Source organism: Protofrankia sp. CiP1_Cm_nod3 (genome assembly GCF_982290655.1).
The window spans coordinates 10,211-13,762 of sequence record NZ_CEVIVD010000124.1 but is presented as its reverse complement, the minus strand read 5'-3'; the positions used below and the strand labels follow the sequence as shown (position 1 = coordinate 13,762).

The 3,552-nt window shown below is 68.9% G+C and carries 5 protein-coding genes; 1 reads left to right on the top strand and 4 read right to left on the bottom strand.

Going from position 1 to position 3,552, the window contains the following annotated elements:
• Positions 1-212 precede the first annotated feature (212 nt).
• Positions 213-1,175, bottom strand: a complete 963-nt coding sequence (locus AC5LUJ_RS19080; protein WP_250290709.1) for a zinc-binding dehydrogenase — start codon at positions 1,173-1,175, stop codon at positions 213-215.
• A gap of 241 nt (positions 1,176-1,416) precedes the next feature.
• On the opposite strand from AC5LUJ_RS19080, the gene AC5LUJ_RS19075 reads away from it, so the two are divergent.
• A complete protein-coding gene (locus AC5LUJ_RS19075) occupies positions 1,417-2,133 on the top strand; it encodes a Uma2 family endonuclease (RefSeq protein ID WP_250290707.1) in 717 nt (238 codons plus the stop codon).
• 144 nt (positions 2,134-2,277) lie between these two features.
• Here AC5LUJ_RS19075 and AC5LUJ_RS19070 read toward each other — a convergent pair whose 3' ends face one another.
• From AC5LUJ_RS19070 to AC5LUJ_RS19060, 3 genes are all read right to left on the bottom strand, one after another.
• Complete coding sequence (locus AC5LUJ_RS19070) at positions 2,278-2,622, bottom strand: metal-sulfur cluster assembly factor (RefSeq protein ID WP_250290711.1); 345 nt, start codon at positions 2,620-2,622, stop codon at positions 2,278-2,280.
• 209 nt (positions 2,623-2,831) lie between these two features.
• The gene (sufU, locus tag AC5LUJ_RS19065) at positions 2,832-3,293 is read right to left on the bottom strand and encodes a Fe-S cluster assembly sulfur transfer protein SufU (RefSeq protein WP_250290705.1); all 462 of its coding nucleotides are present in this window, start codon (positions 3,291-3,293) and stop codon (positions 2,832-2,834) included.
• A partial coding sequence (locus AC5LUJ_RS19060; protein WP_493465407.1) for an aminotransferase class V-fold PLP-dependent enzyme occupies positions 3,290-3,552 on the bottom strand: 263 nt, incomplete at its 5' end. The genes sufU and AC5LUJ_RS19060, both read right to left, overlap by 4 nt.

Below are 3,552 nucleotides of genomic sequence, written 5' to 3'. Positions count from 1 at the left end.
CTCCAGTGGGTAGGGGTGTGGGGAGGGTGCCCGGTGGGTTCGGATCAGATGTTGCCACAGGAAAGATCCAGATACCGATAGATGTGCGGCCGGGAGAGGAGGGCCTGGCGCTGGGGGGTAGGCGGCTCTCCTTTGAGCGTGCTGCTGAGCGTGAGCGTGCTGCGCTGAACGCTGTGAAGACACTGCGGCAGATCTTGGAAACGAGGGGTGTGTCACCGCGCTTCCAGGAGGGTCTTGCCGATGGTGGCTCGGGACTGGATGGCTGTGTGTGCGTCGGCTGCGCGTTCCAGGGGGAAGCGTTGGCCGATCACTGGGCGTAGGCGACCGGCCGCCGCCTCCGCCAGTGCGGTTTCGACGAACTCGCGTAGCTCCTCCGGCGTCGGCCGTGGGCGTATCAGCGTCACCGCGCGATCCGCGGCGGTCTCGTCGGAGATGTCCGTCCAGGCGCCGCTCGCGAGACCGAAAACGACCATTCGGCCGCCGCGGTCGAGCAGGTCGAACGACGATCGGCCGATGGTGCCGCCGACTCCGTCGAAGACGACGTCCACCCCGCCGACGGCCTCTCGGACGCGCTCGGTCCACCCGGGCTCCCGGTAGTCGACCGTCACCTCGGCGCCCAGCTCACGGGCCAGTTCGATTTTGCGCCTCCCGCCGGCTGCCGCGACGACTCGGGCGCCGGCCGCCCGTGCGAGCTGAACGAGCAACGTGCCGACGCCGCCGGCCGCCGCCTCGACCAGAACCCGTTCCCCGCCGCGCAGCCCGGCCGCGCGGATCAGCATCACCGCCGTGCGCCCGTCGGCCATCAGCGCCACCGCACTGTCAAGACCGAGACTGTCGGGAACCTCGACGAGGCCGCCGGCATCCACCACCGCGCGTTCGGCATAACCACCGGAACCGCCGGTGGCGCTGACCACCCGCCTGCCGACCAGGGCCTTGTCGACGTCCGCGCCGACCGCCGTGACCACACCACCCACGCCGTTACCCGGGATCATCGGCAGCTTCACCTGGCCCGGGTACGGTCCGGCGCCGGTGGCCCGGAACTGGGTCTCCACGAAAGTGATGCTGGCGAACGCCACCTCGATCAGTGCCTGCCCGGGCCCGGCCACCAGGTCCGGCGCGTCGCCCGCGACCAGCACCTCCGGCCCGCCGAACCCCTTCAACCACACCGCGCGCACAGGACTCCTCCCGATCAGCTCACGTTCCCGGAGCACACATCCCCCGCGGCCAAGCTCACAACCTCACCCTTGGTTCAAGTCAAGCGCCGTTTCCGCACTCTGGAACGCAGGCCCGACGACCTCGACCTATAGATGCCATCAATGAGAAAGCTAAATTGACTACTTATCGCATCAAGACAGCTACTTCTCGGCGTATGCTTTACAGCAAATACGCTGTCCCGACGTCCGGAGGAGTGGCAGCATGACCAGGGTGATGGTGAAAGATGATCCGTCGACGTCCCCACCGGCCGAGTTCTCCGGGAACGGAGCTCCCCCGGACGAGGAGGCATGGGCGCGGTCCCGGTTCGTCGGTCTTCCGCACGAACCACTCGCCGATGCCGACCTGCGGCGCTGGCCGTTCGGCATCGGCGCGGTCGAGACCCGCGACGGGATTACCTTCTTCCGCTCCCGTCACCCGGACGGCTTCACCGCGGACGATCTGCGCCGGACGCCCGAGGACGGCAGGCGGTACGAGCTGCTTGACGGGACGATCGCGGTGAGCCCGTCCCCCGGCTTCACCCACCAGCTCGTGGTGGCGCACCTGCTGGCCATTCTCGTCGGCGCCCAGACCGGTACCGCGCGGACGCTTCCTGCCCCTTTCGACGTCGCTCTGCCGCGTGGGCGTGTCCTCCAGCCCGACATCGTCGTCATGCCGCACGCCCAGGCCGAAATCCCGGTCCTCGTGGTCGAGGTCCTGTCCCGATATGGACGTAGGTACGACCGGAAGGAAAAGTTCGACGAGTACGAGGGATCCGGCATCCCGTCATACTGGATTATCGATCCGGATATCCCGGAGATCGCCGTCTTCGAGCTGACGGCAGGCCGGTACGAGCGGGTCACGCGGGTCGAGGGCTCGGCGACGTGCAAGGTGGAGAGGCCGTTTCCGGTCAGCTTCTCCCCCGCTGCCCTGCTGGCCTGACGGAAAAACGAAACCGCGGAACCGCCGGTAGCGAAGCAGACGCTTCCGACGGTTCCGCCTGCGGGCACCGTGTTCCCTGAGGGCAGCATGTTCATCGCCCGGCATGACCGAAGATCCATCGCCTGGCACGGCCGGAGCCGTGGGTCAGACGTTGAAGCCGAGGGCGCGGAGCTGGTCGCGGCCGTCGTCGGTGATCTTGTCGGGGCCCCAGGGGGGCATCCAGACCCAGTTGATGGTCACGTCGTTGACCAGGGCGTCCGGGCCGTCGGTGAGGGCGGAGCGGGTCTGGTCCTCGATCACGTCCGTCAGCGGGCAGGCCGCCGAGGTCAGCGTCATGTCCAGGGTCACGGTGTTGTCGTCGTGGATGTTGATCCCGTAGACCAGGCCCAGGTCGACGACGTTGATGCCGAGCTCGGGGTCGACGACGTCGCGCATGGCCTCCTCGACGTCCTCGAGAGCGGCCTTGTCGACGGCGGCGCCAACGGCCACCCCGCCGACGACCGTCCCACCAGCAGCCGGTCCACCAGCAGCCGGTCCGGTGGCAGAGGTCGTCTCACCAGCGGCCGGTCCGGTGGTGGTGGCTGCCTCGCTGGGGGCTGTCGCGCCGGCGGTGGCCGGGCCGCCGGCGGCAGCGGTGGCCTGCGCCGCCGCCGGGTCGGTGTCGGGCGTCTGCTGGTCGGCCAGCGTGGTGGTCTCGCTCATCGGTCCGCCTCCTGTTCCGGGATGCCGCCCACGGCCTGCACGGTCGCGTCCTTCCAGGCCATCCATGAAAGCAGTGCGCACTTGACCCTGGCCGGATACTTCGACACGCCCGCGAAGGCTACCGCGTCCTCCAGCACGTCCTCGTCCGGCTCCAGGGTGCCGCGGGACTGCATCAGCGCCAGGAACTCCCGTTCCAGTCCGAGCGCGTCGGCCACGGACCTGCCGATCACAAGGTCGGTCATGACGCTCGCGGACGCCTGGCTGATCGAGCAGCCCTCGCTCTCGTAGGAGACATCCGTCACCACACCGTCGGCGACCCTGACCCGTAGGGTCACCTCGTCGCCGCAGGTCGGGTTGACGTGGTGGACCTCGGCGTCGAACGGTTCGCGCAGCCCGCGGTGGTGCGGGTTGCGGTAGTGGTCCAGGATGATCTCCTGGTACATGGAGTCCAGTTTCACGTCCCGAAGAACCTCCGGACATGCCCCAGACCTTCCACCAGCGCGTCGACCTCACTGCGGGTCGAGTACAGGTGGAAGGACGCCCGGGTCGTGGCCGGCACGCCGAAGCGCAGGCAGACCGGGCGGGCACAGTGCTGTCCAACACGAACGGCGACGCCGAGTTCGTCGAGCAGCTGGCCGACGTCGTGCGGGTGCAGCGCCCGGCCGTCGGAGCCGGTCAGGACGAACGAGACGGCGCCGCCGCGGTCGACCGCGTCCG

Bases quoted from the DNA above. Each gene is read 5' to 3' on its own strand.
- AC5LUJ_RS19075 (WP_250290707.1), top strand. From the start codon at position 1,417: ATGACCAGGGTGATGGTGAAAGATGATCCGTCGACGTCCCCACCGGCC.